The organism is Bacillus sp. FSL H8-0516 (assembly GCF_038635285.1).
Classification (GTDB): Bacteria; Bacillota; Bacilli; order Bacillales; family Bacillaceae; genus Bacillus; species Bacillus safensis.
The window spans coordinates 3448306-3473824 of sequence record NZ_CP152051.1; the positions used below are offsets into that span (position 1 = coordinate 3448306).

Genomic DNA, 25519 nt, shown 5'->3' on the forward strand with positions numbered 1-25519 from the left:
CGGCTTTTTAATAGCGCTGGAATAACTCTGGGTTTTTCGGAACGTTTTCTAAATAAACGATCTTCCCTTGGTCGTCCAGCTCTGCGATATCAATTCCTTCTGCTGTATAGACACGGCCATCCGAAAGCTTTCCGCAAACGGCCCAGTTTGTTTCATACTTTCCGTCTTCTCTTTTCATCCACCCATCCCACATATGCTTAATGTCATCATGTACGTGGAAAAATGTGTTCAAAAACTGTGTGAACGCTTGGATTCCAGGCTTTTGGGCGCCATTTAAGACAATCATGACATCGTCAGAAAACAATGCCAGCAATTCATCCAGCTGCTCCTTCCCTTTTCCTGCTTCATCATACCGGCGAAAATACGTATCGAGCACTTCCATGTTCATTCTCCTTTATTTACCTGTCATTTCGAAAATAATCAAACTAATGTGATTGTACACAATTGTTTCTCTCCTGTCTATTTTTCCAGACATAAGAAAAGACATGAATTGATCCAATCCATGTCTCCAATCAGGTTAAAGGGATGCTTTTTCTGCTACAACAAGTGATTTCAGCTCTTCTGCTGCTTTTTTTGGATCGGCGCTCTGGCTAATAGCGCTAATGATGCTTATACCGTCTGCCCCAGCTTGTATCACTGGTGCAGCGTTATCGTATGTGATCCCTCCGATACCCACAATCGGAATCTGAAGGCCATGACGCCGGACTTCAGTGATCAAAGACACCCCCTGGACACTGCGTGTATCCTTTTTCGTTTCCGTTGGATAGACTGGGCCCATCCCGACATAATCTGCTCCGTCCTTCATGGCTTGTTTTACTTCGTCTAGGTTATGCGTCGACACGCCTAATATTTTATTCCCGATCCTTTCTCTGACGTCTTTTGCATTTGTGTCTTCCTGTCCAACATGAACACCATCTGCATCAAGATCAATCGCTAGCTGTACATCATCATTCACAATAAAAGGAACATTTGCTTCTTGGCAAAGCGCTTGAATTTGACGAGCCAATTGTTTCTTCTCTTCACCCTGCAAGGCTTTTTCACCCTTTTCACGAAATTGAAACATGGTGATTCCGCCTTGAATGGCCTCTTTCACAACATCAAGCGGCAATCTGCTTGTATTCGCTGTGCCCATAATAAAATAAACCGATAATTGCTGTTTGATTTGCTGTTGATCAGCCTTTGTCATGTGAAACTCCCCCTATTTTCCCTAACTTCAGCACTTCATCTCCGGTTGTGTGTGATAGTGCGTTTAACAATTCAATTTGAAAAGTTCCCGGTCCTTTATCCTTTGCGCTCAGAGCTGCCCTTTCAGCGGCGACACCATAAAACAGCAATGCAGCGGCCGACGCATGAAGCGGCTGTTCACCTGCTGCACAAAATGCCCCAATGACAGACGTCAGCAAACAGCCGGTTCCCGTCACCTTGGTGAGCCATTCATGTCCATTATGAATGGACAGCACCTCATCTCCATCTGACACCACATCGATTTTTCCTGTGATTACCACTATTGTCTGAAGTGCAATGGACGCTTGTTTGGCTAATGCCGATACATCTCCATTCGCCGCTTTCGCATCAACGCCTTTTGACTCCCAGCCATTCACTCCAAGTAAATGAGCCACTTCAGCAGCATTTCCTCTGACAACGGTCATTTTCACTTTCTTTAACAGCTGTTTAGCGGCATTCGCTCGAAACGTTGTCGCACCGACGCCGACAGGATCTAACAAAACAGGTACACCTTTTTCATTGGCGGCTTGTCCAGCGAGTATCATAGCTTCCACCGTCTCTCTAGTCAGTGTGCCAATATTAAGCACAAGTGCATCCGCTAATTGCGCCATTTCAGCCACTTCTTCTTTGGCGTTTGCCATGACTGGCGAAGCACCTAAAGCAAGCAGTCCATTCGCTGTAAAATTCGTCACGACTTGATTGGTGATATTATGAACGAGTGGATTTTTTTCTCGAACCTTCTCCAATAAATGAGACGCGCAGCTTGTTTTCATCCGTATCGTCCTCCCTTTTACTCTGCATCCCACACATAGGACTTCGTATGCTTTAACCATTCTCTTGCCGCAAACGACAAATAGCGGTCTTTACGCCAAATGACACCTAAATGCCACGGGATCGACGGGTTTAGGGAAATGACCTTTACCTTTTCAGGATCAAGATCACGGCAGATTCGTTCTGGCAGGAGTCCAATCCCTAAGTTTTCAGCTACCATTTCACTAATGAAATCCCACTGAGACGTTTCATAAATGACATTTGGCCGGAATCCCGCATTCATACATTCATTCAAAATCCGGCTGTGCAGAACAAAATCTTCTCTAAAGAAAATAAAAGACTCTTCCCTTAAATCAGCTAAATGTACCTCCTCACGACCAGCCATCGGATGGGATGGATGCGTCACGAGCTTCATGTTCTCTTTAATAATGGTGTACGTATGAAAAATTTTATCATTTGCAGGCAGAACAATGACACCAATATCAAGCGACCCATCCTCGACCCCTTCCTCTACTTTAATGGAGCCGTGCTCAACCAATTGAAATGTGACATCTGGATATTGCTGGCGGAATTCCCCCATGACATTCGGGAAGAAACTTGACCCAATCATCGGCGGCAGTCCGATTCGAATATGCCCTTTTTTCACATTCATTAAATCATTTAATTCATTCGTTAAATTCTGAAATGACTGCGTGATTTCACTCGCCTGTGTATACATGGTTTGGCCAGCATCTGTCATTTCAACCTGCCGGCCATTACGGTAAAATAACTGCACCCCCAGCTCATCCTCCAGGTTTTTGACCATCTTGGAAATGGTCGGCTGCGATACGTAAAGGGACTGCGATGCTTTCGTGAAGCTCTTGAACCTTGCCACTTCTAAGAAATATGTTAAATGTCTGATGTCCACCTGATTCATCCTCCCTATAGACAAAAGGAATAATTACTATTCGATATATGTATTTTACCTATAACTGAACGTGCTGTACACTTTAAAGTAAGCTCATCACTTGGAACGTTGTCATGTTTTTGTGAAACACTGAACAATTTATATAGAAAAAGGAGTGAACAGAAAGTGAAATTGCTCAAAACGCCGCTGATTGCTGCCCTTCAGATTATGGCCTTGTTTATTTTTGCGAAATTCATGAATGTGCTGGCGGCCTTTTTGCATTTAAGAATTCCGGGCACGATCTTAGGCATTCTTGTCATTTTCTTATTACTTCATTTTAAGATCATTCAATTAAAATGGATAGAACTTGGCGCCGTATGGCTGCTCGGAGAACTGCTGCTTTTCTTTATTCCATCAGCAGTTGGTGTCATTGATTATGGAAAACTGCTTTCTCAATCTGGCACAAGTATTGTTCTTGTCGTCTTAATTAGTACGTTTGTGGTCATGCTCTCAACTGGTATCATGACGCAAATGATTGCGAAACGAAAGGAGCGGAAAAAACTATGTTAGTTGGCGGACTATTTCTGATTTTAACAGTTCTTTTATATCTCGGATCAAAAGCGGTGTACAAACGGCATCCGAAGGTCTATGTCTCCCCATTACTTGTGACTCCGCTTGTCCTTGTCGTCTTGCTGTTAATCGTCAACATTCCTTACGATGCTTATAATCAAGGCGGGAAATGGCTCACGAATATGCTGCAGCCTGCGACTGTTGCTTTTGCCATTCCTTTATATAAGTATTTTCATATCCTGAAGAAGCATGCAGTGGAAATTCTTTTGAATGTGGCTTGCGGCTCTGTCATTGCGATCTTATCAACGGCATTTATCGCCAAGTTGTTTCATCTGGACACAGGCCTTATTGAGAGCCTTGTCCCAAGATCGGTTACAACACCTGTAGCAATGAGTGTGTCAGAAATGATCGGCGGCATGCCGTCCGTTACGGCTGTGTTTGTCATTTTAACCGCACTGTTTGGGTCGATTATCGGTCCAATGGTGATCCGTTATTTCCGCATTAATAATGACATTGCCATGGGCGTCCTGCTTGGAACAGGTGCACACGGTGCAGGAACATCGAAGGCCTTTGAAATGAGCTCCGTCTCAGGGACGATCTCAAGTGTATCGATGATTATTTCAGCCATTATTACATTATGTGCAGCACCTATCCTTATGTCGTTTGCCTTATAGAAAAAAGCCATTCCTTATCGGAAATGGCTTTTTCTTATGCTTGTATGAAGACAACCTTTAAATAGTTTCCTTCGGGATAATTCTTCGTTGTACGGAAATCCTCAGGAAGTGTATATTCTTCAAGTATCCGATAGGTTTGCCCTGATTCTTTAAAAGCCTGTGCAATAAACCCTTTAAATTTCTTCATGCCAAATGCACTGCTATTCGTTGATGCCACAATGACGCCGTTCTCAGCTGTAATTTGGATGGCTTCTTTTAATAGCTTCTTATAATCCTTCGCCGCACTGAATGTGTGCTTTTTCGTTCGTGCAAAGGAAGGCGGGTCTAAGATGACGAGATCATAGGTCCAGCCTTTTTTCGCTGCAAACGGAAAATATTTAAAGACATCCATGACTTTGATATCCTGCCCGTCCACATCAATACCATTGACTTCAAACTGCTCAGATGTTTTTTTCAAGCTGCGGTTTGCAACATCCACACTTGTCGTACGGCTCGCCCCGCCAAGCGCAGCTGCCACTGAGAAAGCACCTGTGTAAGAAAACGTATTGAGCACAGTCTTTCCTTTTGCATAACGCTCTCGGATCGCTTTTCTCACATGACGCTGATCAAGGAAAATACCCGTCATCGCGCCATCATTTAAGTAAACCGCCACGTTCATGCCGTTTTCTTTCACGATGAGAGGAAATTCACCTTTCTCTCCCTTCACAAAATCATCATCTTCTATATACTGTCCAGACGTATCAAATCGTTTCTTTTCATAAATGCCTTTATAGTCTGGATACACGTGCTCAAGTGCAGCCAATACATCTTCCTTTAATGTATAGACTCCTTCGCTATACCATTGGATGAGGTAGAATCCGTCATAATGATCAATTGTGACGCCGCCAATTCCATCACCCTCTCCGTTGAAGACGCGGAAAGCAGTCGTCTGTGCATCACGAAATAAATGCGTTCTGCTTTTCGCCGCCTGCTCAATCCTAGAGACAAAGAAAGCTTGATCTATTTTTTCGTTCGCATCAAAGGTTAGTACCCAGCCGATTCCTTTATTTTGTACACCATAATACCCTTTTCCTAAAAAAGCGCCCCGCTCATCTACCCATTCAATGAGCTCGCCTTCCCGTACACCGTTCACATGCGATACTGCATCTTTGGAAATGAGCGGATATCCTTTTTTCACTTGTTCCGCAAATGTTTGTTTTAATGAGATTTTTTTCATTTGTGTCATCCTTATCCTAAATTGACTCTCTCTATCCTACCATATGAATGTATACGTTACTTCTATTATGATAAGATGAGGAGAAAAATATCAACATGACATAGAGGAGGCACTTCGTTTGACGACATTACGCTTAGATCATACAGGTATTATGGTTTCGAATATCGATCAGTCGATTGATTTTTATGAAAAAGTGGTGGGCATGAAATTAAAGGACCGTATCACTCATACAAATGGAGTGATTGAGCTTGCATTTCTCGGTTTTAAAGATGAAACCGAAACCGAAATTGAGCTCATCCAAGGCTACAGCAGTGACCTGCCATCTGAAGGGAAGGTCCATCATCTTGCCTTCACAACAGACAACATTCATGCTGAATTCAATCGTATTCAAAAGCTGCAAATTGAATTAATTGATGAAGAAATCACGACATTACCAAATGGATATTGCTACTTCTTTTTCAGAGGGCCAGACCAAGAGTGGATCGAATTCTTCCAGCGCTAATATTTCCTAGGAAATGGGGCCGCTAAATCTATCTTCCACTTATTCATAAAGAAAAGAGTAAGAGCATATACATGCCCTTACTCTTTTTTATAACACCTTACTAAGAAATGATTTTGTACGCTCATGCTGCGGGTTTCCAAAGAGAGCTTCTGGTTTGTCTTCCTCGACAATATATCCGCCATCCATAAAGATGACACGGTCTCCCACCTCTCTTGCAAAGCCCATTTCATGTGTGACCACAATCATTGTCATGCCTTCGACAGCTAATTGTTTCATTACAGCTAATACATCCCCTACGACCTCAGGATCAAGAGCTGATGTCGGCTCATCGAATAATAGTACTTTCGGATCCATTGCCAACGCTCTCGCAATGGCGACACGTTGTTTTTGTCCACCAGATAATTGGTTAGGGTAGCTTTTGGCTTTGTCTTTTAAGCCGACTTTTTCAAGCAAGTCTAACGCTTTTTCGACTGCTGCCTTCTTCTCGATGCCTTTTACCTTGATCGGTGCAATCGTGATATTTTCTAAAACGGTTTTATGAGGGAATAAATTAAAATGCTGAAACACCATACCTACTTCTTGTCGTACTTTATTGATATTCACCTTTGGATCTGTAATCGTGTGTCCGTGGACAACGACTTCTCCAGCCGTGATATCTTCTAATTTATTGAGGCATCTTAGAAACGTGCTTTTCCCTGATCCAGAAGGACCAATGACACACACTACTTCCTTTTCCTCGATGACTGCATTAATATCCTTTAACACTTCGTGATCGCCAAAAGATTTCTTTAAGTTTTTCACCGTAATCATACTCATTTGATATCAAATCTCCTTTCTGCGTAGCTAGCCAGTAGAGAAAGTAAATAAATGATCACGAAATAAATGACACCGACAATGAGCCAGACATTCAAAGGATCAAATGTAGCCGATGCTTGAACTTGGCCTCGCTGCATAATATCGGCAATCCCGATAATAGATAAGAGAGATGTATCCTTCAAGCTGATGATGGCCTGGTTTGTAATCGCTGGGAGCATGCGGCGGAATGCCTGCGGAAGGACGATAAAGCGCATGTTTTGCCCCCCTGTAAAGCCTAAAGAGCGCGCAGCTTCTGTTTGTCCTTTATCAATAGACTGAATCCCTGCACGAATAATTTCTGAGAAATAAGCCCCTGCATTAATCGCTACTGTAATAATTCCTGCAGGCACTCGATCAAGTGAAATGAATTCAAGTGTATTCAAACCAAAATAAATGAAGAATAGCTGTACGATAAATGGTGTACCTCGAATGGCATTCACAAAAACGAGTGCGATGAAATTTAAGATTTTAAATGGTGACAGACGGAATAATGCCACAATTAACCCGATGATAAACCCTAAAATGATGGCAACAACAAAGATATATAAAGTGGTTTGCAAACCATCCATTAAATACGGAAATGCATTAATAATAGTATCCATGTTTCTCCCTCCCTAATTCACATACGGCTGACACATAAAGAAAGCGCGCTCGGAGCGCGCCTCGCTTGTGTTATGACTTCAAATATTTATCAATAATTTTGTCATATTCACCGTTTTTCTTTAGGTTCTCAAGGCCTTTATTGATCTTCTTCAATAGGTCTTGGTTTTTCCCCTTCATGACAGAGATACCATACTGGTCTCCATTCAAGCGGTCTCCAACTGTTTTCAATTTTAAATCTTGTTGTGCGATCGCATACGTAATGACAGGATAATCCTCAATTAAGGCATCTGCGTTTCCGTTTGATACTTCCTGGAACATAGATGGGCTGTCATTAAATTGAACGACTTCATACCCATATTTATCAGCGTTATCAGATGCGAATTTTGCACCAGTCGTCCCGTTTTTAACAGCTAGCTTTTTCCCCTTTAAATCATTAATAGATTTGATGCTGCTGTCCTTTTTCACAACAACTGTCAGTCCAGCGTCGAAGTAAGGATCTGAAAAATCTACTTTCTTCTTACGCTCATCTGTAATACTCATTCCGCCCATTCCAACATCAAGCTGTCCTGCCTGCATCGCTGGAATGATGCCTGAGAAGTCCATCGCTTCAAGCTTCACTTTGAAACCTTGGTCTTTCGCGATTGCATTAATTAAATCAACGTCTATCCCTTCATATTTACCGCCCTTTTCAAATTCAAATGGCGGATAAGTTGTATCTATCCCAATTTTATATGTGCCTTTGCCTTCTCCCGAACCACTGTCCGATTTTGATCCACAGGCTGCCATGACAAGCACAACAATTAGTCCCATGATCAATAACATCGATTTCTTCATAAAACACGACCCCCATTGTCAGTTTTGTCTAAATATTCGCAATAACAATAATACTATACCACGCTAAAGCTATAGTGTGTGATATTTTTTATCAATACCAAAGATCCATACAATTCTAGATCAATAGTCTCTTTAAATTTTACTTTTTTGCGAATAACTCATTTTATTCTAAAAGAAGAGTCATTCACAATTATGATGTAAGATAATCTCACAAAAAACGAGGCAGTGCCTTGATAAATGATGTTTCTCCCTTGCATACGAAGGCAAACTCAAATACTCGCTTCCTCTCTTTATTGATATTGTAATATATTTTTTTCAAAACCCTCTTTTTACCTAAAAATATGTAAGCGTATACAAAAAGAGCGCTGGCTCCCTATTTCTTTCACTAATGGTTGAATTTACATCAAAAAACATGTTTTACAAACTGCACGAGAGAGCTTAAAATATAAGAAGATACTGGAATATGGGAAGTGGATTCAGAAGAACGGTGACTGATAGATGAAGAAAGGAGGATATGAATTGGCAGAAGCAGGTGTTTTGTCGTCCGTTGATGTAGCGAATATGCTCAATGATTGGTATGTCATGATGAAAAAAAGAGAGATACAAGGTGCTATCCAGTTAAAAGAAGACATTCTTCAAGCGTTTGATCGAATGGAAGAAAATCAAGACGTCTTACTTTACTATCAACTGCTAGAGTACCGTTTTAAAGATCTAATAGAAGATACAGCTTCGTTAGATCATAGTCTTTTTGTTGATGAAAATGCCATCCGTACGGATGATATGCTCAGCTATTATTTCTATTTCTTTAAAGGGATGTATGAAATGCGCAGAGGCAATCAGGATACGGCATTTCACCATTTAAAATTGGCCGAGGATAAATTAGATCTCGTGCACGATGACATTGAAAAAGCTGAATTTCATTATAAAACAGGGTGTCTTTACTATAATATTAGGTCCACGCTTCTCTCCATCCACCACTTAAAGATGGCTTCATCTATTTACGACGCAGATCCATGTTATGTGAAAAAATCAATCAGCTGTCAAATGATGCTTGCTTTGAATTATGCGGATCAGTCGAAATATGATGAGGCAGAATCGCTGTTCGAAGAAGTCATTCATTCACTAGAACAGATGGATGATCCAGATTTACTTGGACATGCCTATTGCAATGCAGCCTTTATTAAAAGTCTAAGAAATGAATACAGTGAAGCTGTGCCACTCCTAGAAAAGGCTTTAATGATAGAATCATTCGAAACTTCTTCTCCAGGCGGCTATTTACTTGCCATGTACGCCTACACAAAAGCACTATTTAAGCTGAAAAAGCCAGGTTTGTTCCACTATTATGTACAGCTTTCACTTCAAAAAGCAGAAAATTTAAAACAACGAAACATTTCACTTAAATTATCCATTTTAGAAACACTTATGATTCAGCCAGACAACATGATTGAGCAAATCAAGGCTTATTGCGATCAATTAGAATCAATGAATTTCCTTGTTGACCTTGAAGCTATTTGTCAGGATGCAGCAGCTTACTTAACGGATCTTGGGCTTCATGAAGAATCTTCTTATTTTAGAAACAAGGCGTTGTCCTTGAAAACTTGTTAAGAAAATGGAGTGATGTATGATGAAGAAATGGCTCATCACAAGTGCGATTTTAACCCTCTTGATAACAGGTGTTTCTGTTGGTACTTCCATTCAAAAAGACAGTCAATCAGCACAATCTCAAGATATTATTCAAAAGAGAGACCGTGGAACCAACCCTTAATATGAAAAAAGCAGCTGTGATCAAAACAGCTGCTTTTTGATGTGCTAATCAATTTCTCGTTTAATATTCTGCATTTTTTCATCTAAGTAATGGGCAATATCTGCGGCTTCCTTCAGTTCATCAGTCAGCTGATGAGGAACATCGTTTTGCAGTTTATAATAGATTTTATGCTCTAGACTCGCCCAAAAATCCATCGCAATGGTCCGCACCTGAATCTCAACCTTCACATGCTCCACACGATTTGTTAAGTAGACTGGTATCTCAACAATTAAATGAAGGCTTCTGTAGCCATTTGGTTTCGGATATTGAATATAATCCTTCACTTCAAGGATCTTTAAATCCTCTCTTTGCCTCAATACATCCATAATGTTATAGATATCTTGAATAAAAGAACAGATGATGCGGACACCTGCGATATCATGGATATGCTCCTTCGCACATTGTGTCGTGATGTCGCATCCTTTTCTTGCTAGTTTATTCACTATGCTTTCAAAGGATTTAATTCGTGATTTTGTATGCTCTATTGGGTTGTGTCCATGGATTAAATTATACTCCTGGCTGATAATTGAAAACTTTGTATCCATTTCATCTAACGCAAATTTATATACTAATAGTTCATTTTTCCAGTCTTCCATGACATTTTTCAAATCTTCTACATGAGTTGCTGACATATTCATTTTCTTTTTGTCATCTCCTTTTGGAAACGGCAGCTGCACCGCTTTCCGTTTACTAGACGGAGAGAGAACTCGAATGGTTTTAAAAAATACGCAGTTAGCCTCGTTGTTTGTAATATGTCAGCGCCAGTGCAAGGGCCAGCACAGAGCCTTTCACAATATCCATTGCATAATAAGGGACAGACATCATCACAAGCCCATTTTGTAAAATACCGATGAGTACAGCCCCGATAAAAGTGCCAAATGCGTTTGGCTTACCTGCTCCCATGACGGAAAAACCGATAAAAGCAGCCGCTACTCCATCCATTAAATATGGTGCACCCGCATTAATTTCTGCTGTCATGACCCTTGAAGCCAGTACGATACCGCCGATCGCTGCAAATAAAGCAGAAAGCAGATAGGCCGCAATTTTGTATTTGTTCACATGTATGCCAGACAATCGAGCCGCTTCCTTATTCCCACCGATGATGTACATGAATCGGCCGTGCTTTGTGTAGGACATGAAAACATGCGCAAATAGTACAATGGCAGCCATAATCAGAATGATATATGGCACCTGTCCAATTTTACTGAAAAAGGCAGGAATCGTCCCCGTTGAGAACGTGCCATCGGGAAGCACCATATTTTCAGAAATAGTCGCCCCTTTCGTATACGTTTGAGCCAGCCCTTGAATGATAAACATCATGGCTAATGTCATGAGCATATCTGGAATTTTCATTTTGACGATCATCCATGCATTTAGCAAACCAACAATGATAGATGCCGCTAGTGCAGAGAAGATTGCAATTAGTGGGTTTTGCGAGAACCATACGAACATAGAAATGACAATCGCATTTGATAGCGTAGCGACTGATCCAACTGATAAATCAAAGCCGTTTACTGCCAATGAGATAGTTAAGCCCACCGCAATGATGGTCACTATCGAAATAGATCGTAGAATATTGATGATATTTCCTGATTGCAAAAACGCTGGATTCGATGCCGCAAATACCACAATCAACACGACAATGGTTAAGATTGTGCCATATCGATAAAAGAAATCAAACAGATGAAAGGATGGCCGCTGTTTTTTGATTTGCTGCACAGGGGCCGGAATTTGTTGTTCGCTCATGATTGTCCTCCTGTTGAATGATATAAAAGCTCCTCTTCAGTCGTCGGTGCGGTCATTTCCCGGGCAATGCTGCCATCATATAGCACGTATACTCGGTCAGCGATACCTGCAATCTCTGACAGCTCACTCGACGCATAAATGACAGATTTTCCGCGTGCGGCAAGCTCTGCAATCAAAGTGAAAATATCTTTTTTCGCTCCAACGTCTACACCTTTGGTTGGTTCGTCAAAGAGATACACATCTGCCTCAGCCAGCAGCCATTTTCCGATAGCAACCTTCTGCTGATTTCCACCAGATAGATGCTTCACCTTTGCTTCAAGAGACAGCGTTTTGACACCAAGCCGTTTGACGATGTCGCCTGCTTCCCGCTTTTCCTTCGAACGATGTAAGAAGCTGAATATCCGTGAAAATGAGTGAAGACTTGCAGCCGTTAAGTTCCACCCCACGCTCTCTTCGGTCAGAATCCCTTCTTTTCTCCGCTCTTCCGGCACAAGAGCCATTCCAGCTCTCACCGCTTGATGAGGCGATGTGATGCGAATGGTTTGACCATGAAGCTGCACGGTCCCCGTCTTTTTTTCTGAGGCACCGAAAAGGGCTTTGCACAATTCTGTTTTACCAGCACCGACAAGCCCTGCGATCCCGAGAATTTCTCCTTTTTTGACATAAAAGTGAATGTTGTTTAATTTATGTTGATCGTTTAGCTCTTTCACTTCAAGCACAATTGGTGCATCTTTCAGTGGCCTGCGAGACGGGAACTGCTCCTCTAATGGTGCACCTAGCATTTCTTCAATGACCTGCTGCGGATTTATGTCTTTGACAAGGTGAGCTGCGACATCCGTTCCATTTCGCATCACAGTCAGTTCATCACAGATGGTGAAAATTTCAGGCATGCGGTGAGAAATAAACACGATCCCCGTCCCATTCTGTTTCAACCGATCAATCATTGAGAATAATTTGCTTGTTTCTGCATGACTAAGCGGAGCCGTTGGTTCATCTAAGATTAAAATGCTGCATTTAATGGAAACAGCCTTGGCAATGAGCACCATCTGTTTTTCAGCAAGGGTCAGATCGCTGACAAGTCGTTTTGTGGAAATGTCGATGTCCATTTCTTTTAATAGCTGAGCCGCCTTGCGATGCAGCTCTTTCCAGCTGACAAATGTTTTTTTCTCAATCTCATGCATCATCATATTCTCACCAACACTTAAGTAGGAAACAAGCGCCGTATCCACTTCTTGGTGGACCGTCTGCACACCATATGAGGATGCATCCTTTGGGGTTTGAATGAATGCCGCCTGGCCATTGATGTAGATGGTCCCGTCGAAGTGGGAATGAGCGCCAGAAAGAACCTTCATTAACGTTGACTTCCCAGCACCATTTGCTCCAATCAGTGCATGGACCGTCCCTTTTTTTAATGTGAAATTCACTTGATCTAACGCTTTGACCCCTGGGAATTCAATTGAAATATTTTTCATACGAACAAGCGGCGCTGTCATAGGTGTCCTCCTTCTCTTGATATCATCTGAAAAACGAAACACCCTCTATGAAAAGAGAGTGCACGTCGCTTATTTTGTATAATGCTTCTTCAAAGTCTTCATCCAATCTTCCTCAAAAGCAGTCGATGAACCGAATCCCTTCACTTCGTCTGCAAGATTGACCATGTTAATGGCTTTTCCTGCTTGCTGAAGTTGCTTTTGCGAGATGAGAGAGGCCTCAAGGTCATAGGAAGATGGTGTTTTCTCACCAGCTATTTTCTTCGCAAGAATCCTCACGTCGACTGCACCGATGAGCTTCGGATCAACCGCTGCTGTATACTTCCACGGACTGTCCTTCGCCGTCATTTCTTGAAGATCCGCATTTGACACATCAATCCCATAAATCTTTACTTCTGTTCTTCCTGCTTCCTTTAACGCTCTTGCTGCCCCAATGGCAAAGGCATCCCATGTGGCAAAAATAGCGTCCAGCTTGCCCTTTGGATACTTATTCAGCATGGCTGCTACTGCATTTTGCGTTTGAACAGACGTATCAGAGGAGGCAATACCAAAGCGGTCAAGCTCCTTGATCCCTGAATGTTGTTTAAGCGTTTCTTGATAGACCTTATTTCGTCTCACCATTGGCGGGAATCCATCTACCCACAGGTATGCAATATTTGCTTTTCCTTTAAAATCAGACACGAGCGCGTCTAATGATTTTTTCGCTAATTGTTCGTCATCTTGAGACGTCACTGTGACCCCTTTGATGTCCTTCAGCTTAGGATTCGAATCAAATGCTACAACTGGAATGCCTTTCGCTGTGATCTTTTTCACATCAGCGACTGTTGCCTCGTCGTCCCCGTGAGAGATGATAAAGCCATCATAATTTTCTTCAAGCGCCTGAGAGATGGCATCATGGAACTTCGCTGTATCTCCATTTGCTGTGTAGACATCTACCTTAAAGCCAAGTGCCTCACCTTCTGCCTTGGTCCCCGCTAAAAATTGAGCTGTATGATCGTCTCCTCCAATTTTGCGGATGACTTTAATTTTTGCCCCCTGTCCCTTTGCAAATCGCTTCGGTACATTGTCAAAGGAAACCTTTTCGTTCGTATTTGCCTTTGAGCCTGCACTTGATCCGGTGCCGCAGCCTGTTAATAGGACGGTCAATGCCGTTAATAAAACAAGAAATGATGTAAAATGCTTACGCTTCATTGCTGTTCCTCCTCAAGTTGTTTTTATTTTTCACATCGGAAAACTAGGTATAAAAGTGGAAATACGCCTGTAAAACAGGCATTTGATTCGAAAAAGAGACGAAAAAAAGCCTCTCTTGGAAAGAGAGGCTTGATCACCGTTGCATGAAACATGTATCGGGAAGTCTTCCTCTCTTATCTGTCAAAGCTGTAACAGCTTTGCAGGAATTAGCACCAATTTCTAAAATAGAAACGGTTGCCGGGCGTCATAGGGCCAGTCCCTCTGCCTCTCTTGATAAGAGATCCGTTATGAAATTTGTTTTCGTTGAAATGTCTTCTTTACTTTAATGTGATGTCACATCAATGTCAATGACTTTTTTGAAAACTTCTAAAATATCATCAGCTCCCGATGATTTTCTTCGCAGGTGATGATTTCTTCAGACGGAAATCATATTTTTTCTCATTCACAAATTGTGGATTGAGATGTGCTGATCCTTTATCTTGACCGCTTTTAGAGAGATACGTTTTGTAGCCTTCTATCCATTTCCCGCGCCAAATCCACTGTGATGCTTTCGCACCTTTTCGGTCATCATAAACGTTCTTCTGGAAGGTATTCTTTTGGTTCACTTGATAAAGATTCACGACCAAGTAATGCGAGGCACTAGCTGACATGATATTATTCGTGATTCGATTGTTCACTGCTTGATACTGCATTAGCAATTGACCGCCTTCTAAGCCGGCTGTGTCATTTTTGTACAAAATATTATGTGAAATCGTCGTATTGGTTGTACCGCCCCGCTTCTTATCATAGCCGCCAATAGAAATGCCTGTATAACGGTTTAAATATACTTGATTGTGTTCGATGCGGATGTGGTCTGCCATTTTTCCTTTATGTTCGCTTGTGACTTCAATCCCCAGATCATTGTGATGTGAGATGTTATGATCGATCACAATGTCTTTTCCGCCATCAACATAAATTCCGCCAGCGGAGATATCGCTGCCATAGGCTGGGTTTCCTGCACTCGTAATTTCATATACTTTGTTTCTAGAGACGACCCCATTTCTCACTTGATCATACTTTTTGGAGGGTGCTACGTTCTCAAAACCAATTAAATCAATGCCAATATTATCAGTGTGCCGGACCGTGTTATGTGTCACACGGAACTTTTTGACGTTTCCATTTAGCACAAGCGCTTCACTGAAGCCGAGCTTTAATTTTTCAACGGTATTTCCTTTGATTTCAATGTCTTCAATCGCTGCAGGAGCTTTTGTCCCATAGACAGCAATTCCATGTGCATTTCCATTTTTATGTTTCGTCTGAATGTCATACACTCGGTTATTAAGCAGTTTGACGCCTTTACCGCTTCCTTTGATGAAAATACCAACTGGTGTCAAATCTTCTTGATTCGTCTTAAGATGTCCTACAGTCAGGCCTTTGAGGGTGATGTAACTTTTTTGATCGATCGTGACAAGTCCTCCATCGGCTTGATTTCCTTTAAGGGAAGCCCCGCTAATTACAGGTTTTTCTTTTCCGTAAGCTTGAAAGACAACGGGCGCTTTCTTTGTTCCTGAATGGCGGACAATCAATTTTTCTTTGTATGTACCGCCTCTCATGTAAATGGTTGCCCCAGCCTTCGCCATACTTGCCGCTTTTTTCAGCGTGCGGAAAGGTTTTTGCTTTGTGCCCGGGTTTTTGTCGTTTCCGTTTACCGCTACGTAATAGGCTGTGCTTTGCTTAGCGCCAGCCTCATCTGTCATCGCCTGACAGCCAAAGCTGATCACGGTCATGAATAAAATGAGTAAAATACCTGGTATCGCTCGTTTCATCTTGTTATTGCTCCTTTCTCTTCTCTTCTTCCTTTATCGGTTAAAAAAAAGAGGATTAAAATATGACGATGTCCCTTGCAATGTACTAGTCAAAAGGTGTATGGTTGAAAGAATATCTTACAGGAAAACCATTCGTTTTTAAATTGTCAGATTAATCAGTTAATAATGCATTTGGATTTTATTTCTTTTTTAAAAAGGGGTGACAGAAGTCAAACTGACAGCAGAGAGAAAGAAAGCGCTTTAACAGATTTTTCTTGTCTGAATTCCAGAAAACCTATTGCTAATATTTTGTGAAGGTATAGAATAGAATCATAATTATTTCATATTATTAGAATTTTCAAATAATCAAACAGCAAGGAGATTTACAATGCCAAAACAACCCATCCGCGTTGAACTTAGTTCAACAAAAAAACCAAAACCTCAATCTGATCAACTTGAATTCGGAAAAATCTTCACAGATCACATGTTTGTGATGGATTATTCAGTTGATAAAGGCTGGTACGATCCAAGAATTATCCCTTATCAGGCCATTCCAATGGACCCAGCTTCGATGGTCTACCATTATGGTCAATCTGTTTTTGAAGGCTTGAAGGCTTATGTTTCTGAGGATCAAAAAATTCTCTTATTCCGTCCGGAAAAAAACATGGAGCGCTTAAACAGATCCAATGACCGCCTGTGTATTCCGCAAATTGATACAGAAACAGTATTAGAGGGCTTAAATGAACTCATTCGTATTGATAAGGATTGGGTACCTGATGCAGAGGGCACTTCCTTGTATATTCGTCCATTCATTATTTCCACTGAGCCATATTTAGGCGTTGCACCGTCTAGCACGTATAAGCTGCTCATTATCTTATCTCCAGTGGGATCATACTATAAAGAAGGCATTCATCCGGTCAAAATTGCAGTTGAAAATGAGTTTGTCCGTGCCGTTAAGGGTGGAACAGGAAATGCCAAAACAGCTGGAAACTACGCCTCAAGCCTTAAGGCACAGCAGGTTGCTGAAACGAAAGGATTTTCACAGGTTCTTTGGCTTGATGGGGTCGAGAAAAAGTACATTGAAGAAGTCGGCAGCATGAATATCTTCTTTAAAATCAACGGAGAAATCGTGACGCCTGAATTGAACGGCAGTATTTTAGAAGGCATCACACGTAACTCTGTACTTGAGCTGTTAAAGCATTGGGGAATTCCAGTAACAGAGCGCAAAATTTCAATTGATGAGTTAATTGAAGCACATCAATCTGGCGAGCTTGAAGAAATTTTCGGGACTGGAACGGCAGCTGTCATCTCTCCTGTAGGAGAATTAATTTATCATGATCAGCCATATGTGATCCAAAATGGTCAAACAGGCGAAGTATCGAAGAAATTGTACGAAGCCATTACTGGCATCCAAAAAGGGACACAGCCAGACATCTTCGGCTGGACAGTTGAAGTTGACTCAGTCGTCAAGCAAGCATAAGCATATAAAAGAACCTTTCATTCATGAAGGGTTCTTTTTTGTTTATCCACCTCTCCTTCATCCCTTATAATGGTAAATACACATGAATAAGGAGAGTGATGGTATGTTTTTTACTTATCTACTAGCGTTCTTTGGAATCTGCATCGGATCGATGATCGTCGCCACTGGTTTCGACGATTCACCGTTCCTCACTCGGTTTCTATTTAAGGCGCTTGGGATTTCTATCCTTGCTCTTTCCATTACTTTTGTGAAGGTCAGACGAAAGAAGTTTCAGAAAAAAAGGCGGAATAGACTTAGTTGACCCGTCCGCTTCCCATCAAATCGTGCACCAAAACAAGACCGACACCCCAACAATCGCCCCTGTGTATATCCACTGTTTCTTTTTGATGCTTCGCTTTTTTTCGATCAGTAAAAAGATCTCTGGCAAAAAGATGATCATGATTTCCAGGATAAAGACAAGATAATAAACAAGCGGCATTGGCTGGAAATCAAATTTTCTTTCATCTCCTCCAATCGTTGCAAAATACATCAACAGATTGGTCACCGGAATGGTAAAACAAACGAGCAGGCGGAGAACATAGATCCACACGTATTCCTTATGCCGAATGAGGCCAACAAATGAAGCAATAAGACCATACAAAAACAAGATCACTGTACCATAACTCATGACAGGCTGTACGACAAACCCGTAAAACATTAAACCAATTGCAACCATATTCCAACAGTCCTTTCTTTGAAGCCATACATGCTGTTTTTTCTAATCATACACTTCTTTCTCCATTTTCCATATGGGGCAATCATAAAAAATGACCCCATGAAGGGGCCATTATGTGTTAAGCTTTGACTGATTTGAAGAATTGCGGTAAATGCTCACGATGCGCTTCGAGCATTTCGTCTAAAATTTGCTTTGCAATGTCGTCAGATGGGACGAGCGGGTTGATGGTCATCGCCACAAGAGCTGTCTCGTAATCTCCTGTCACAGCCGCTTCTGCTGCCACACGCTCGAATGATTTGATTTGTTGAACGAGTCCTCTTACAGCTACAGGCAGATCACCTATCGCGATTGGTTTTGGTCCGTCCTTCGTAATGATACAGTTTACTTCAACCGCTGATTCAGCCGGAATGCTGGCAATCGCCCCTCTGTTCACTGTATTGACTGGTTGAATGTCGTGCTTATCATTATAGATGGAGCTGATTAAGTTACAGGCCGCATCGCTGTAATAGGCCCCGCCTCTTTTTTCGAGCTGTGGTGGTTTAATCGACAAATCAGGATCTTTATAGAGCTCAAATAATTCCTGCTCGACCTGCTGTACAACCTCTGCTCTTGTTCCTTTCTCTTGAGCCGCCTTTTGCTCTTCTTCCAGCATATCTTTCGTTTTATAGTAATAGCGGTGATACGGACATGGGATGACCCCTAATCCTTTCACAAAAGAAGGCTCCCAGTTTTTCGCTTCAATGTTTTTCATGGACCACTGGCTGTTTGGATTTCCTAATTCATCAAGCACTTGATCCATAATACTGACCCCGTCTAAATATACGTCTAATCCATAGACCATGTGATTGAGACCGGCAAACTGTACCTCGATGCGTTCAACGTCTACATCAAGCGCTTTGGCAATCCCCATTTTGATCCCAATCGGCACATTGCATAGACCGACCACTTTTTTTAGATTCGTGTAGCGTAAAACAGCTTCTGTGACCATGCCGGCTGGATTTGTAAAGTTCACAAGCCATGCGTCTGGGCAAAGCTCTTCCATATCCTTCACAATGTCTAGAATGACTGGGATGGTCCGAAGGCCTTTAAATAAACCGCCTGGTCCGTTCGTTTCCTGACCGATGACGCCGTATTTAAGCGGTATTCTCTCATCCTTTGCCCGTGCTTCCAGCAGTCCTACACGAAATTGTGTCGTCACAAAATCTGCGTCCTTCAAGGCTTCCCGGCGGTCAAGAGTCAGATGTACCTCAATCGGCAGACCCGCTTTTTCAACCATACGTTTCGCCAGAGCGCCCACGATGTTTAACTTTTCCTGACCCGCTTTAATATCCACAAGCCATAATTCCTTTACAGGTAATTCATGATATCGTTTAATAAACCCTTCGACGAGCTCAGGCGTATAGCTCGATCCACCGCCTATTGTGACAATTTTGATTCCTTCTTTCATGAATTGACACCTCCGAGTTGCTTCATTTTTTCATGGAGTTCGATGATTTCTGCTGCGAGCTCCTTGACGGTCATTGCGTTCATGAGATGATCCTGCGCATGAATCATTAAGAGGCTAATATCCGTCTTTTCGCCCCTGATTTCTCCTTGGATCAGCTCTGTCTGTGCGTGATGCGCCTCATTTAACGCGTCTTGTGCGTCCTGCAATTTTTGCTTCGCCTCATCAAAGTTTCCTTGTTTTGCACATGTAATGGCCTCCATCGCGGAGCTTCTGCCATTTCCGCCGTGCAGGATGAGTTGAAACACAATTTGTTCCATTTCCATCGGCCGCATCCCCCTTGTTCCCTCTATTACATGCTGACGACATTTTCATCAGTTGATGCTTTTGTTTCTAGCTCACTTTCTTCTTTCAATTTCTGCTTATCCCACATTCTAAAGAATGGGTAGTATAGAGCAAATGACAGCGCAAGGTTAATCAGCTGCATGACAGCACCAGAGATTTTGCCTCCTGTGGCGAGATAGCCTGAAATGATTGGCGGCATGGTCCATGGGACAGCGATCCCGGCTGGTTTTGCCACAAGCCCTGTGCTCATTCCGATATATGTGGTGATGATCATCATGATTGGCGTAAGGATAAACGGAATGAGGAGCATTGGGTTCATGACAATCGGCATTCCAAAAATGATCGGTTCGTTGATGTTAAAGATGGCTGGCCCAATGGCAAGGCGGCCAAGCTGTTTCATTTGTTTACTTCTGGCGCGTAAGATCATGGTCAGCACCAAAGCAAGCGTTGCTCCGCTTCCGCCGACGTTGATGAAGATTTCAAAGAACTGCGCTGTGAAAATATTCGGCAGTACTTCTCCTGCTTGGAATGCAAGACGGTTCTCATCCATTGCACCGAGCCAAATTGGCCCCATGACGCCGCCGACAATGGTTGCTCCGTGAATACCACATGCCCAAAGGAGCATTTGCACACCCATCGCAACGATACTGCCGCCTAAGCTGCCACCAAGAATCGATAGCGGTGTGCCAATTAAGACCGTGATGATATTATGAATACTCTCAAAAGGTGTCATCTCAATCACAAGTCTAGCGACCCAGATCAGGGTGATGACCACAAAACCTGGAATAAGTGCAATAAACGATTTACTGACTGCTGGCGGTACACCATCAGGCATTTTGATCACAATGTTCCGCTGTACAATGATGCGGTAAATTTCGGTTGAAAGCATGGCAATAATCATGGCAACGAATAAACCTTTACTGCCCATCAGTGTGACAGGAATTCCCCCGCCTACTAGGATAGCTTCTGTTGAGCCTTCAGGTGTGAAAGGTACTTGATATGGTGTAGCCAAAAGGAAAGCCGCAACAGCGATCGCACCAGATGATAGCGCATCAACGGCATACTTTTCAGCAAGCCTGTAAGCAATCCCGAAGGTCGCAACAAGTGCCATAATGTCAAAGGTTGCATTCACAGGATAGGATAGTTTCGTGGCCCATTCTGCTCCGAAGATACTTGCCATAAAATCGCTGTATCCTGGGATCGGAAGGTTGGCTAAAATGAGAAACAGTGAACCGACAATAATGAGAGGCATGGTTAAAACAATTCCGTCACGCAATGCTTGTAAATGTCTTTGAGCGGCAATCTTCCCTGCAAACGGCATGACCTTCTCTTCTAGAAATCGGTTGAATCCATTCATCCCCTCCGCCCCCTTTATCCGTTCACTAACTGTTCAGCAGATTTTAAAACCTCAGCGCCATTACATACGCCATAATGCACAGTATTAATCACGTCTACTGGGATTCCTTTTTCTTCTCCGAGCTTTTTCATTTGCGGTAATAAATATCGAACCTGAGGTCCTAATAAAAGCACATCGGCTTGATCAATATGATTTTTCGCAGAATCTCCTGATACTGCCCAAATACGATATTCTTTTCCTTGTTCTTGTGCGCTTTTCTCCATTTTTGTGACAAGTAAGCTTGTAGACATACCTGCTGCGCAAACCAATAAGATGTTCATGTGTAAACGCCCCCTTTTCAAAGTGTGAAGCTATTCTTTACACATTCATCATATTATGAAACCGCTTTCATAAACACCCATACTTTTTCCTTTAGGAAGCGGAAAAAGTTAGTATCACACAGTTAGTTCTTGTACGATGGAGCCTTTTTATACATGATATCAAGCATGTCTTCAAATGTATCACAGGCGATCAGATGCTGAATGAATTTCACATTATGCACAAGCTCCCCCAGCAGGCGGTACATGCCTTTTAAATCTTTGGCATTCTCTTTTTCGACACAAAGCAGGCAGACAAATTGAACCTTTTTCTCTCCCCAAATGATTGGTTTTTCTAATGTACATATCGCCCAAAACGTCTCATCTGTCAGCGGCGTCATCGGGTGCGGGATCGCTGTATAATGTCCGAAAGAGGTAGGGGCAGCCTCTTCTCTTTCCATGACAGATGGTGTGAGTTCAGCTGGCGCTAAGCCCATATCGATGACTTTTTGCGTTAAAAAGGTGATGACCTCTTCCTTTGTTTGAAAGGCGCGTTTTGTAAAAACCAATTCCTTTTTCATATATTGAGAGGCCAATGTCACCCTTGTTTCACTCGTCAGGGCTTCTTCAATTTTTAAAAAATCACCGCCTCCCAAAATGGTGTTCACTTGAATGACTGGAACCGGTAAATCCATATGAATTGGGATCGTTGTAATAATCAAATCCAAGGCATGCAAAGAGACATGCGGAAGCGAATATAGCTCTGCTGTTCCTAAAATGGTCAGCTTTGATCCAAATTGTGACCGCAAACGATCCTGCAGCAGCCTTGCACTCCCTGCACCAGACGCACAGACAATGAGACACCGCTTCGGCGGGATCTCCATTTTCCTCCGCTCTAAAGCCGCACCAAAATGAAGCGCCATATATCCAATTTCGTTCTCATGAATACTCAGCCCTTCCTCTTCTTCAAGGACCCTGCTGGCGATAATCCCCGCTTCAAAAGCAAGGGGATACCCCGCTTTTATTTCATCAAGCATCGGATTTCTTAAGTTCATTCCATATTTACATCGGTTGATGGCAGGCTTTAAGTGCAGACTCAATCCAATCATTAGTTCCGTATCACCGGCTAAATCAAGCTGCAGTTTTTGATCAATAGCCTTCAGCATGAGCTGTACAAGCCGGCTCGTGTCATCATCTACTATTTGTTTTTGACCGCTCGAGGAAAAGGACTGTACCATTTTGGCTGTTCCTAGTAAATGAATGGTGATATAGACGATTTCCTCTTGTGGAAATGAGACATCCAGCAGCCCTTCAAGACGCTCCACCATTTTTTTAGCGACCTTATATTCCTTTGCCCGGGGAATTTCGCTGATTTCCTCTGGAAGAACAGATACATAGTTTCCGTGTCTAATTCGTTTGCAGGCAATGGCGACATGAACGATTAAATTATTCATGCAAATGTCTGATAGATTCATACCTTCCTCATTGATATAATTGATCATTGTTTTCTGAATCAATTCGAGTTCATGCTTTGGCAAAATGGTAACAGCTGTGTTCAGCATCGTTTGATAAGAACGACGTTCATTGAATAAATATTCTGACATACAATAACGGATTTTCATCTCTGATCCCTTGATTCGGCAGCCTTTGCCTGGCTTCGCTTCCAGCTTCAGATCAAAGGGCTCCAGCTTACGTTTGACTGATTTCACATCGTTGCTCATCGTTGATTTACTAATAAACAGCTGCTCTTGTAAATCCTCCAGCTTTACATAGGATTCTGCCAAAAGAAGCCTTTTTAAAATAAACCGAACACGCTCCTCTGGCAGCACAGCAAGCGGCTCTTCCTGCTCGACCTCCTCCTTCATAAAACGGCGAAAGGCATTCTCATCGTTGATCAACAGCTCATAGCCGGCTCCTCTAACAGCTGTTACAGCTGCTTGATAAGGGGCAAGACGGTCGTTCAGTTCTTTGATGTCTGTACGAATGGTGCGGCTTGTCACTTGTAAACTGACAGAAAGCGCAGCACTTGTGAGCGGGGTCTCAGCTGCCATGAGCTGACTTAAGATGTGCGCCAGTCTTTTACTCAGCATCAGATCGGCCTCCTTATGTAGGGGTGGAGAATCTGCCTTGTCTGGACAGGTTGTATACGCTTGCAGTTCTCTTCATTACTCATATTCTACTGAAAAGAAATAAAAATTGCCAACTCATTTATATGACAAATGCCCCTATTTATACAACAAACCATATCTAATGTCCTATGAATCTTTTTGAAAGATACTTGCGAAAACCACGAAAAAAAGGCGTACACCATCGTGTACCCGCCTTCTTTATGAAGAGATCAGTTGGGTAAAGACAACCAATCTTTTTTCATGCGTACCTGCTGCATGATCAAATGTCCCTGTACAAATGATTAATATGAATCTGATACGAAATATCGAGATAAATGGAGGAAAACAGAGACCGTCTTATTCTTATTGGGAGCCGAATTTTTGATTATTTCCCAAACACGAAATGGCTCCTGAAGGCGGAAATAAAAAAAGACTTCCCCGACGGGTCATTATGTGAACTTACGAAAAGTAAGTGCGGAATTTTTTCATTCTACACTGGTATTGACCGGAGTCCATTTTTTGGACTTCCGTAAAAAACACGAATGATGTTATCCAGGAAGATCTGATTTTTGATAGTAAAAAGCGAACATTTTTCCGCCTTTCAATGGTTGATAGGCATAGCCGGATCGATGCGGAGTATCAGCGCAGCACGTGGCTGGAAAACTTCTGTGATGGGAAAATTGGCAAAATAAAAAGTGTTCAATGTGGCGGCATTAAATACTCTGATGTTGTTACTATTAAGCTACACCGTTATTCACCACCGAGCTTTGTCACTAACTCTTCGGCTTGTTGATCTAATCCACGAGCGATTTCTCCTACAATGATGAATTCCTCGCTTGTCTGCTTACAAGGTCTTGATTTACAAAGATACCTTTCCTATCAAAGTAGAGCATAAAAAAGCAGGCTCCAGTAAGAGCCTGCTTTTTTATTTATTGTTGCTTAATAGTAATTTTTAAGGTATTTTTACAGTATATGCTAAATCAACAAACATAATATTTACGCCTACATCAACTTTCTTATATTTGTTTTTAACTGCCCATGCAACAGCACCAGAAGTTCCAGCAGTAATAGCCGCAGCGGCTCCAGCACCCCATGGTCCAGCAGCAGCAATTCGACTTGTGTACCAACCGATATATCCGGCTGCAAATCCACCTGCTACTATGGCATTCATGCTTCTAACTTTCGGTCCTAATTTGAGGTGTAAACCTACAAAACCTAATGTCTGCATGTCACCTTTTTTCTCATTCTCTTCAAAGCTAAATTCTTCTGATTTCATTGAAGTCATTAGTAGACTGTCGTGTTCTGAAATTCCCATTTCCATAAGGGTTTCTTTATCAGCTGTAAAATGAATATTTCCATCCTTATCTAATTCGAAGTAATTAGATAGTTTCTCTGCTAATTCCAATTGTTTTTTATCTACACTGACTGGAGGGGTCTCATTATTACCTTGACTGGCATGACTAATCATTGGAGAAGAGAAACCAAATGTAATAGTAAGCACACATAACAATACTAGAAATTTTTTAAACATACGTACTACTCCTATTTGTTTTTTGGGGTAACGCATACATGATATTTCCTTCTATTGGGGTGGAATACTTAGAGGTTAAGGAGAGTAATAAAA

General features: G+C 42.1%; 26 protein-coding genes and 1 riboswitch. Of the genes, 6 read left to right on the forward strand and 20 right to left on the reverse strand.

Going from position 1 to position 25519, the window contains the following annotated elements; genetic code table 11:
- Nucleotides 1–7: 7 nt before the first annotated feature.
- From MHB67_RS17550 to MHB67_RS17565, 4 genes are all read right to left on the reverse strand, one after another.
- The gene (locus MHB67_RS17550) at nt 8–382 is read right to left on the reverse strand and encodes a nuclear transport factor 2 family protein (protein WP_025093816.1); all 375 of its coding nucleotides are present in this window, start codon (nt 380–382) and stop codon (nt 8–10) included.
- Between the two features lie 135 nt (nt 383–517).
- A complete protein-coding gene (gene thiE / locus MHB67_RS17555) occupies nt 518–1186 on the reverse strand; it encodes a thiamine phosphate synthase (protein ID WP_234107439.1) in 669 nt (222 codons plus the stop codon).
- Nucleotides 1173–1997 (reverse strand): hydroxyethylthiazole kinase, encoded by an 825-nt coding sequence (gene thiM / locus MHB67_RS17560; RefSeq protein WP_234107440.1) that lies wholly within the window; start codon nt 1995–1997, stop codon nt 1173–1175. The genes thiE and thiM overlap by 14 nt, the downstream gene beginning before the upstream one ends.
- Before the next feature lie 17 nt (nt 1998–2014).
- Entirely contained in the window at nt 2015–2902 is an 888-nt protein-coding gene (locus MHB67_RS17565) for a LysR family transcriptional regulator (protein ID WP_073207865.1), read from the reverse strand.
- A gap of 165 nt (nt 2903–3067) precedes the next feature.
- On the opposite strand from MHB67_RS17565, the gene MHB67_RS17570 reads away from it, so the two are divergent.
- On the forward strand, nt 3068–3451 hold the full coding sequence (locus MHB67_RS17570; protein WP_024423851.1) for a CidA/LrgA family holin-like protein: 384 nt from the start codon (nt 3068–3070) through the stop codon (nt 3449–3451).
- Nucleotides 3445–4125, forward strand: coding sequence for a CidB/LrgB family autolysis modulator (locus MHB67_RS17575; RefSeq protein ID WP_342492677.1), 681 nt, complete (start codon nt 3445–3447; stop codon nt 4123–4125). Before MHB67_RS17570 ends, MHB67_RS17575 begins: the two co-directional genes overlap by 7 nt.
- Before the next feature lie 34 nt (nt 4126–4159).
- On the opposite strand, the gene MHB67_RS17580 is transcribed toward MHB67_RS17575, so the two are convergent.
- Entirely contained in the window at nt 4160–5341 is a 1182-nt protein-coding gene (locus MHB67_RS17580) for a class I SAM-dependent rRNA methyltransferase (protein WP_073207871.1), read from the reverse strand.
- Nucleotides 5342–5459: 118 nt separating this feature from the next.
- Between MHB67_RS17580 and MHB67_RS17585 the strand changes: the two genes are divergently transcribed.
- On the forward strand, nt 5460–5843 hold the full coding sequence (locus tag MHB67_RS17585) for a VOC family protein (RefSeq protein ID WP_024423854.1): 384 nt from the start codon (nt 5460–5462) through the stop codon (nt 5841–5843).
- An 87-nt stretch (nt 5844–5930) separates the two neighbouring features.
- Here the strand turns inward: MHB67_RS17585 and MHB67_RS17590 are convergent, their stop codons facing one another.
- The 3 genes from MHB67_RS17590 to MHB67_RS17600 all read right to left on the reverse strand — a co-directional run bounded on the left by MHB67_RS17590 (nt 5931) and on the right by MHB67_RS17600 (nt 8135).
- Nucleotides 5931–6659 carry an amino acid ABC transporter ATP-binding protein gene (locus MHB67_RS17590; protein WP_103131778.1) on the reverse strand — a complete coding sequence of 243 codons (729 nt, stop codon included), beginning with the start codon at nt 6657–6659 and terminating at the stop codon, nt 5931–5933.
- Nucleotides 6656–7300, reverse strand: coding sequence for an amino acid ABC transporter permease (locus tag MHB67_RS17595; protein ID WP_024423856.1), 645 nt, complete (start codon nt 7298–7300; stop codon nt 6656–6658). The genes MHB67_RS17590 and MHB67_RS17595 overlap by 4 nt, the downstream gene beginning before the upstream one ends.
- Nucleotides 7301–7370: 70 nt before the next feature.
- Complete coding sequence (locus MHB67_RS17600; RefSeq protein WP_024423857.1) at nt 7371–8135, reverse strand: transporter substrate-binding domain-containing protein; 765 nt, start codon at nt 8133–8135, stop codon at nt 7371–7373.
- 519 nt (nt 8136–8654) lie between these two features.
- Between MHB67_RS17600 and MHB67_RS17605 the strand changes: the two genes are divergently transcribed.
- Nucleotides 8655–9740, forward strand: coding sequence for a Rap family tetratricopeptide repeat protein (locus tag MHB67_RS17605; protein ID WP_025093810.1), 1086 nt, complete (start codon nt 8655–8657; stop codon nt 9738–9740).
- A 19-nt stretch (nt 9741–9759) separates the two neighbouring features.
- Entirely contained in the window at nt 9760–9900 is a 141-nt protein-coding gene (locus tag MHB67_RS17610; protein WP_162860197.1) for a hypothetical protein, read from the forward strand.
- Nucleotides 9901–9944: 44 nt separating this feature from the next.
- On the opposite strand, the gene MHB67_RS17615 is transcribed toward MHB67_RS17610, so the two are convergent.
- The 5 genes from MHB67_RS17615 to MHB67_RS17635 all read right to left on the reverse strand — a co-directional run bounded on the left by MHB67_RS17615 (nt 9945) and on the right by MHB67_RS17635 (nt 16171).
- Entirely contained in the window at nt 9945–10577 is a 633-nt protein-coding gene (locus MHB67_RS17615) for a GTP pyrophosphokinase family protein (protein ID WP_024423859.1), read from the reverse strand.
- A 94-nt stretch (nt 10578–10671) separates the two neighbouring features.
- Complete coding sequence (locus MHB67_RS17620; protein ID WP_151039687.1) at nt 10672–11685, reverse strand: ABC transporter permease; 1014 nt, start codon at nt 11683–11685, stop codon at nt 10672–10674.
- Nucleotides 11682–13178: a sugar ABC transporter ATP-binding protein gene (locus MHB67_RS17625; protein WP_342492678.1), complete on the reverse strand. Its 1497-nt coding sequence runs from the start codon at nt 13176–13178 to the stop codon at nt 11682–11684. Before MHB67_RS17625 ends, MHB67_RS17620 begins: the two co-directional genes overlap by 4 nt.
- A gap of 69 nt (nt 13179–13247) precedes the next feature.
- Complete coding sequence (locus MHB67_RS17630) at nt 13248–14366, reverse strand: sugar ABC transporter substrate-binding protein (protein WP_041108337.1); 1119 nt, start codon at nt 14364–14366, stop codon at nt 13248–13250.
- Between the two features lie 170 nt (nt 14367–14536).
- Nucleotides 14537–14646, reverse strand: a riboswitch (SAM riboswitch).
- A gap of 97 nt (nt 14647–14743) precedes the next feature.
- The gene (locus MHB67_RS17635) at nt 14744–16171 is read right to left on the reverse strand and encodes a right-handed parallel beta-helix repeat-containing protein (RefSeq protein WP_342492679.1); all 1428 of its coding nucleotides are present in this window, start codon (nt 16169–16171) and stop codon (nt 14744–14746) included.
- Between the two features lie 367 nt (nt 16172–16538).
- On the opposite strand from MHB67_RS17635, the gene MHB67_RS17640 reads away from it, so the two are divergent.
- The gene (locus MHB67_RS17640) at nt 16539–17630 is read left to right on the forward strand and encodes a branched-chain amino acid aminotransferase (protein WP_024426445.1); all 1092 of its coding nucleotides are present in this window, start codon (nt 16539–16541) and stop codon (nt 17628–17630) included.
- Between the two features lie 316 nt (nt 17631–17946).
- Here MHB67_RS17640 and MHB67_RS17645 read toward each other — a convergent pair whose 3' ends face one another.
- The 7 genes from MHB67_RS17645 to MHB67_RS17675 form a co-directional block, all read right to left on the reverse strand.
- Nucleotides 17947–18345 carry a hypothetical protein gene (locus tag MHB67_RS17645; protein ID WP_151039681.1) on the reverse strand — a complete coding sequence of 133 codons (399 nt, stop codon included), beginning with the start codon at nt 18343–18345 and terminating at the stop codon, nt 17947–17949.
- A 118-nt stretch (nt 18346–18463) separates the two neighbouring features.
- The gene (locus tag MHB67_RS17650) at nt 18464–19792 is read right to left on the reverse strand and encodes a 6-phospho-beta-glucosidase (protein ID WP_151039680.1); all 1329 of its coding nucleotides are present in this window, start codon (nt 19790–19792) and stop codon (nt 18464–18466) included.
- A complete protein-coding gene (locus tag MHB67_RS17655) occupies nt 19789–20115 on the reverse strand; it encodes a PTS lactose/cellobiose transporter subunit IIA (protein ID WP_024427495.1) in 327 nt (108 codons plus the stop codon). Before MHB67_RS17655 ends, MHB67_RS17650 begins: the two co-directional genes overlap by 4 nt.
- 26 nt (nt 20116–20141) lie before the next feature.
- Entirely contained in the window at nt 20142–21491 is a 1350-nt protein-coding gene (gene celB, locus MHB67_RS17660; RefSeq protein ID WP_151039678.1) for a PTS cellobiose transporter subunit IIC, read from the reverse strand.
- 14 nt (nt 21492–21505) lie between these two features.
- Nucleotides 21506–21811: a PTS sugar transporter subunit IIB gene (locus tag MHB67_RS17665; RefSeq protein WP_024423869.1), complete on the reverse strand. Its 306-nt coding sequence runs from the start codon at nt 21809–21811 to the stop codon at nt 21506–21508.
- Nucleotides 21812–21933: 122 nt separating this feature from the next.
- Nucleotides 21934–23877 (reverse strand): BglG family transcription antiterminator, encoded by a 1944-nt coding sequence (locus tag MHB67_RS17670; RefSeq protein WP_151039676.1) that lies wholly within the window; start codon nt 23875–23877, stop codon nt 21934–21936.
- 970 nt (nt 23878–24847) lie between these two features.
- Complete coding sequence (locus MHB67_RS17675; RefSeq protein WP_151022548.1) at nt 24848–25426, reverse strand: hypothetical protein; 579 nt, start codon at nt 25424–25426, stop codon at nt 24848–24850.
- Nucleotides 25427–25519 lie beyond the last annotated feature (93 nt).